This is a genomic window from Bacteroides reticulotermitis JCM 10512 (assembly GCF_000517545.1).
Classification (GTDB): Bacteria; Bacteroidota; Bacteroidia; order Bacteroidales; family Bacteroidaceae; genus Bacteroides; species Bacteroides reticulotermitis.
Genome location: NZ_BAIV01000019.1, coordinates 104,959 through 111,567, shown reverse-complemented (window position 1 = coordinate 111,567; position 6,609 = coordinate 104,959). Strand labels below are relative to the sequence as shown.

Genomic DNA, 6,609 nt, shown 5'->3' with positions numbered 1-6,609 from the left:
TGCGTTTTATACCCCACAAACGAGATAAGCAGGGTAGATCCCGGTTTCACATTCAATAAGTATTTCCCGTCAAAATCGCTAATCGTGCCATTGGTCGTCCCTTTTTCTATGACACTGGCACCAATTATCGGTTCTTTATTGGCATCTTCGATCACACCTTTTACAGTGAGTTGTTGTTGCTGTGTTGTCTCAATAGCATTCACAGATACAACATGACCAGATTCCGCATGACTGTTCCCCGCTATAAATAGGATGTCAGCATTACAGCAATACATAACTTGCTGTTTACAGCTTTCCGCTTGTTGTGATTTTCATTCATAAAGGATTATGATTAGTTGGTTTTTACTTTGTTATTTTCTCTGAAAGGTCAAACGAAATAAAATAGATTGGACTACTTATTATGAGTCCGAAGAGGCACTTAATCAATCATAGGCTTTTCATTTATTATCATTTTAGATTTAAGAATCATTATTTAAGGTTATTGACATTTGTATTTTAAAAAAATACGCTGGTTCAAGCGTCAATCAAATATTCTCTCTATTTAAATTATATTCGAATAAGAATAATTAGAAGTCACAGAGAGTCAGAACAGTCTTCAATAGTATACAATGACAAAGATATATATTTATTTATTACCACCTACTAAGACATCTTATTTTTTCATATTATATTCTTATATTCACATATATAAATACTTAAATCACTCCAAAAGCATTAAAATTGAACCTATCTGACTATTACACACCCTATTAAATCCTTTGAGCATACAGTAAAGCGCATCTAGTAAATCCTAAATATATAACCTTAATCATTAATTTTAGTAAATTAAAGCTGCGAGATAGAAATCTTTGGTATATTTGCATATCAGATCAGGAATAAGTCCGGTTACTCTTACATAAAAACCGGATATGCATCTTTAAGAGATGGTATTTCAAGCGAACAAGATTCTATTCACTAATATACGCCAAATACTATGAATAAGAAAGTTATATTATTGATTATATTTCAATTACTCTCATTCACGACCTATAAGGCAACTGCAAAGGGTTTCAAATTTGCAATCATCACTGATACACACTTATCATCGGGGAACCCAAAGCCGGCAGAGGATCTACAGCTCTCTGTGAACCAAATCAATGCAACACCGAATATCGACTTCGTATTAGTAACCGGAGACATTACAGAGAATGGAGACCGCGCCAGTTTGTTACACGCTAAATCAATATTAGACCGTTTGCATATAAAGTACTATATCATTCCCGGAAACCATGAAACAAAGTGGAGTGAATCGGGCATGACCGACTTCGCCCAGATTTTCGGTAGCGAACGCTTCGATTTTGAACATCAGGATTTCAGATTCCTCGGTTTCAATACCGGTCCGTTAATGCGCATGGCTTACGGCCATGTAGCCCCTCAAGACATAACATGGCTTAAACAAGAACTTGAAAAAGCAGGAAAAGACAGACCGATTGTTTTAGCCACCCACTACCCTATTCAGGAGGGAGATGTAGACAATTGGTATGAACTGACAGACGCTGTACGCCCCTACAACATCCGCATGTTCATCGGTGGACATTACCACTCAAACCGACAGTTGTCATACGATGGAATACCCGGCATCCTCATTCGCTCCAACCTAAGAGATAAAGATGGCATCGGAGGATACGGCATAGCTGAAGTGACAAGTGATTCGATTCTGATATACAATGAGCGTATCGGCGAACCCAAACAGAAATGGGCTGCATTGTCTCTACACCATACTTATTACCCGCGTGCAGGCAAAGCAACTAAATACCCGGACTTTTCCGTGAACCAGAAGTTTCCACAGGTTAAGTACGATTGGTTACTTCACACCGGAATCGGAATATACAGTTCTCCTTATATATATAAGGATAGAGTGTATATAGGGGATGACATGGGATATCTTTCATGTTATACACTCAAAGAGGGACATAAATGCTGGAGCTTCCAATCAAAGCAACGCATCGTAGGAACACCGGCAGCAGCGGACGGCGTAGTCGTGTTTGGCTCAGCCGATAATCATATCTATGGGCTGGATTCACAAACAGGAGTGCAGAAGTGGAAAATACAAACCAATGCGCCTGTGCTGGGAGCCGTTAGCATCGAAAACGGAGTAGCTTACATCGGAGCAAGTGACCATACATTCAGAGCCATCCATATGCAAACCGGTAAGGTTGTATGGGAGTATACACAGGTAAAGGGGTATATCGAAACCAAACCATTGCTTACCAAAGACGAGGTAGTATTCGGTGCTTGGGACAATACACTTTACGCACTTCAAAAGAAGAACGGAACCGAACGTTGGAAGTGGACAGGAGGATTGACACGCATCCACTTCTCCCCCGCCGCTGTATGGCCTGTGTATGCAAATAATAAAGTCTTCATCGCAGATCACAACGTGCCTTAACAGCAATTGATCTGCAAACAGGTGAAACGGTCTGGAGAACTTTTCAATCTCAAGTAAGAGAAACCATCGGTATATCAACTGACAAGAAACGCCTATACGCCAAAACAATGAATGACAGCATAGTGTGTTACTCGACTGAGCCTAACACAGCTGTAAAGTTGTGGAGTACAAATGTAGGTTTTGGCTATGAACACGCACCATCGATGCTGATAGAAAAAAATAACATATTGTTTGGTAGTACCAAAGAAGGAGTTATTTTTGCAGTAAAAGCAAAGAGTGGCGAAGTTGTGTGGATATATAAAGTAGGTAATTCTCTGGTTAACACAGTACTTCCCATTGGAAGCCAAAAATTACTTTTTACAACAACCAATGGAGAAGTCGGATTATTAAATTGGAGAAACTAACGAAAATAACAAATTAATACGAGCCATGAAACTAACCGTAAACTGCTTTATTCCCTATATGGGGAAAGCGCAAGCTGAAAAAACCATCCAAGGATTACAATCGCTACAGGTAGTCGATAAGATATTCCTGCTAACCAATGCCCCAGACGCAGAACCTATTTCGGGATGCGAATTGCTTCCGATCGGTCATTTATATGCCACCGATTCCATCCGGGCGATAGCCGAACACACCCATGCAGACTTCACCTTACTCTATACCAAATATACGACACTCGAATTGGGGCTGTTCGCTTTAGAGAGAATGATGCATATCGCCACAGACACGAAGGCAGGAATGGTTTACGCGGATCATTATCAACGAATCGATGCTGACATACAAAAGGCACCGGTTATAGATTATCAGGAAGGAAGTTTGCGGGATGATTTCAACTTCGGTTCAGTCTTACTCTTCCGTTCCACCGCATTCAGAGAAGCCGCATCCCGAATAAAGACAGACTATCAGTATGCCGGTTGGTACGATATGCGCCTAAAGCTTTCACAAACGGCCCCGCTCATTCATATCAATGAATATCTATATACAGAAATAGAAGAAGATGTACGTAGAAGCGGAGAGAAGATATTCGATTATGTAGACCCTAGAAACAGAGGAGTACAAATTGAAATGGAACAAGCCTGTACCGAACATTTGCAAGAAGTAGGAGGATACCTCCAACCCGACTTCCGCACCGTTGACTTTACCAGCACTTCTTTTGCGTACGAAGCTTCTGTCATCATCCCCGTACGCAACCGTATTCGTACAATCCGAGACGCTATTCATTCCGTACTCAACCAAAAGACCGATTTCAAATTCAATCTAATAGTGATCGACAACCACTCCACAGATGGAACAACAGAAGCTATTCAAGAATTTGCTTCCGACAAACGCCTGACACATCTTATTCCAGAGCGAAAAGACCTGGGAATAGGCGGATGTTGGAATTTCGGCGTACACCATCCACATTGTGGAAAGTTTGCCGTCCAGCTCGACAGTGACGATGTTTATAGTGACGAGAAATCATTGCGTACGTTGGTGAAGCTTTTTATGAACAAAACTGCGCCATGGTAGTAGGTACGTATATGATGACAGATTTCAAAATGGACATGATCCCTCCCGGCATTATCGACCATAAAGAATGGACACCCGAGAACGGGCGAAACAACGCTTTACGCATCAATGGACTGGGGGCTCCGCGCGCCTTCTACACCCCCCTACTCCGCGACATTCAAGTACCGAACACCAGTTATGGAGAAGATTACGCACTCGGACTAAGGTTCTCAAGGAATTATCAGATCGGACGTGTGTATGACGTAGTTTATCTATGCCGTCGCTGGGAAGATAACTCTGACGCCTCACTGGATATTGCAAAGATGAATGAACATAACTTATACAAAGACCGCATCCGCACTTGGGAGCTCCAGGCGCGAATCAACCTGAACAAAAAAGAATAATGAGTATGCATCGAACCATAAAGGAAAACATACAGACCTTACTAGCCGGCCAACTCTCTACATGGGAGTTGGCAAAGCTTAACTATAAAGCGTTGGAAGCTGTCCGAACAAAGGAGTTTCAGATAAACAACGCGAACGAACGCGTACAATTCAACCCGGCACGTATTCTTTCGTCTGCCGCCAAGGTAGATGCAACTTCTATTCGCGAGAGGAAGTGTTTTCTGTGTACCGCCAATCGTCCTGCCATTCAACAAAGTATTTTATTCGGAGAGAAATATCAGATATTGGTAAACCCATATCCCATTTTCCCACAACATCTGACCATCCCTGATGTCGTCCATCTCGACCAACGTATAAAGGGCCGTTTCAATGATATGCTCGATTTAGCAGAAGCGATCGACAATTTTGTGATATTCTATAACGGACCTCAGTGTGGAGCCTCCGCACCGGACCACGCCCACTTCCAAGCGGGTAACAAAGGGTTCCTACCCATAGAAAGCGAATGGAAAGCTTACCGGAAAGAGGAAATCAAAACCACCGTTCATGCTTCGATTCAAGTGTTGGACAGCTATCCGAGAACAGCTTTGATTATAGAAGCGACCCACAAACAAGAGGCGAATCGTTTATTTGAGTGTATCTATAAAGAAGCATCTCGTATCAGCTCGATGGCTAATGCCACGCATCCGATAGAACCGATGATGAATATTCTCACTTGGAAAGAGGCCGAAAAATGGATAACGGTTGTTTTCTTACGCAGCAAGCACCGTCCTTCCTGCTTTACTGAGCAAGGGGAAAACAATCTTTTGATCAGCCCGGCTTCTGTCGACTTGGGAGGCGTATGGATCACTCCCCAGGAGAAAGACTTTGAAAAGCTTACAGCCGAAACAATACATAGAATCATTGAAGAAGTCAGTTTGCCAACCGATGACTTCCTCCAATTAATAGAAAGAATAAAAGGAACTAAATAACCTCATTAAATAATGAAAGAAAAAAAGACCTCACCGTGGGCGTGGATCCCTACCCTTTACTTCGCGCAAGGACTTCCTTATGTAGCCGTCATGACTATTTCCGTAATCATGTACAAGAACCTGGGTATATCCAATACCGATATCGCCCTTTACACCTCATGGCTCTACCTACCTTGGGTTATCAAACCCTTCTGGAGTCCTTTCATCGATCTTTTAAAGACGAAACGTTGGTGGGTCGTCAGCATGCAGCTATTGGTTGGCGCAGGGCTAGCGGGCATTGCCTTTACAATCCCCATGTCGAACTTCTTTCAGACAACACTTGCCATATTCTGGCTAGTAGCATTCAGTTCCGCTACGCACGACATAGCCGCCGACGGATTCTACATGCTTGCACTCGATGTGAAAGATCAAGCCCTCTATGTGGGCATTCGAAGTACCTTCTACCGTATCGCAACCATTGCCGGCCAAGGACTGCTAGTCATGCTTGCAGGAGGCCTGGAGATTTGGACAGGGAGCATTAAATATGGTTGGAGCATCACATTCTTTGTGTTAAGCGGCCTATTCATCGGTTTCTGTCTATATCATCATTTCATTCTGCCTAAGCCTGTCTCGGATAAAGCAGTAGCCAATGAAGGAAACGCTCGAGCCATCTTCAACGGTTTTCTAGAGACATTCGCCTCTTTTTTCCGAAAGAAACAAGCGGGAGTAGCTATTCTGTTCATGCTATTCTACCGATTCCCCGAAGCTCAATTGGTGAAACTGATTAATCCTTTTCTACTAGACCCGCTCGAAAAAGGAGGGTTGGGATTGACAACAGCCGAAGTCGGTCTGGTGTACGGCACAATCGGCATCATCGGATTAACGATTGGTGGCATCATCGGCGGAATCTGCGCGGCCAGAGGCGGCCTGCAAAAGTGGCTGTGGCCAATGGCCTGGAGCCTCTCGCTGACCTGCCTGACTTTTGTTTACCTCGGTTATTTCCAGCCTCAGAACTTCTTCATCATCAGCCTGTGTGTCTTCATCGAACAGTTTGGGTACGGCTTCGGCTTCACTGCTATATGCTCTACCTCATCTATTATTCCGACGGTGAGCACAAGACCGCCCATTACGCAATCTGTACAGCCTTCATGGCACTAGGCATGATGCTACCGGGCATGGCAGCCGGATGGTTGCAAGAGCAAATCGGATACGAGAAGTTCTTCTTGTGGATCATGCTATGCTGTGCAGCTACTATTGCGGTATGCGCCTTTATCAAAATCGATCCGACATACGGGAAGAAAGACCCGGTCAATAAGCAGTCATAACCTTATAAGAAGATAAA

2 protein-coding genes and 3 pseudogenes are annotated in these 6,609 nt (G+C 43.3%); 4 read left to right on the top strand and 1 reads right to left on the bottom strand.

Annotation, left to right across the window (positions count from 1 at the left end):
- On the bottom strand, positions 1–275 hold a 275-nt coding region (locus tag JCM10512_RS12585; RefSeq protein WP_044163506.1), incomplete at its 3' end, for a carboxypeptidase-like regulatory domain-containing protein.
- 698 nt (positions 276–973) lie between these two features.
- Between JCM10512_RS12585 and JCM10512_RS12580 the strand changes: the two are divergent.
- From JCM10512_RS12580 to JCM10512_RS12565, 4 genes and pseudogenes are all read left to right on the top strand, one after another.
- Positions 974–2,832: pseudogene (locus JCM10512_RS12580) on the top strand (outer membrane protein assembly factor BamB family protein).
- Between the two features lie 25 nt (positions 2,833–2,857).
- A pseudogene (locus tag JCM10512_RS12575) lies at positions 2,858–4,320 on the top strand (glycosyltransferase family 2 protein).
- Between the two features lie 17 nt (positions 4,321–4,337).
- Positions 4,338–5,288 (top strand): DUF4922 domain-containing protein, encoded by a 951-nt coding sequence (locus JCM10512_RS12570; RefSeq protein WP_394354199.1) that lies wholly within the window; start codon positions 4,338–4,340, stop codon positions 5,286–5,288.
- A 12-nt stretch (positions 5,289–5,300) separates the two neighbouring features.
- Positions 5,301–6,592 (top strand): annotated as a pseudogene (locus JCM10512_RS12565) (MFS transporter).
- Positions 6,593–6,609 lie beyond the last annotated feature (17 nt).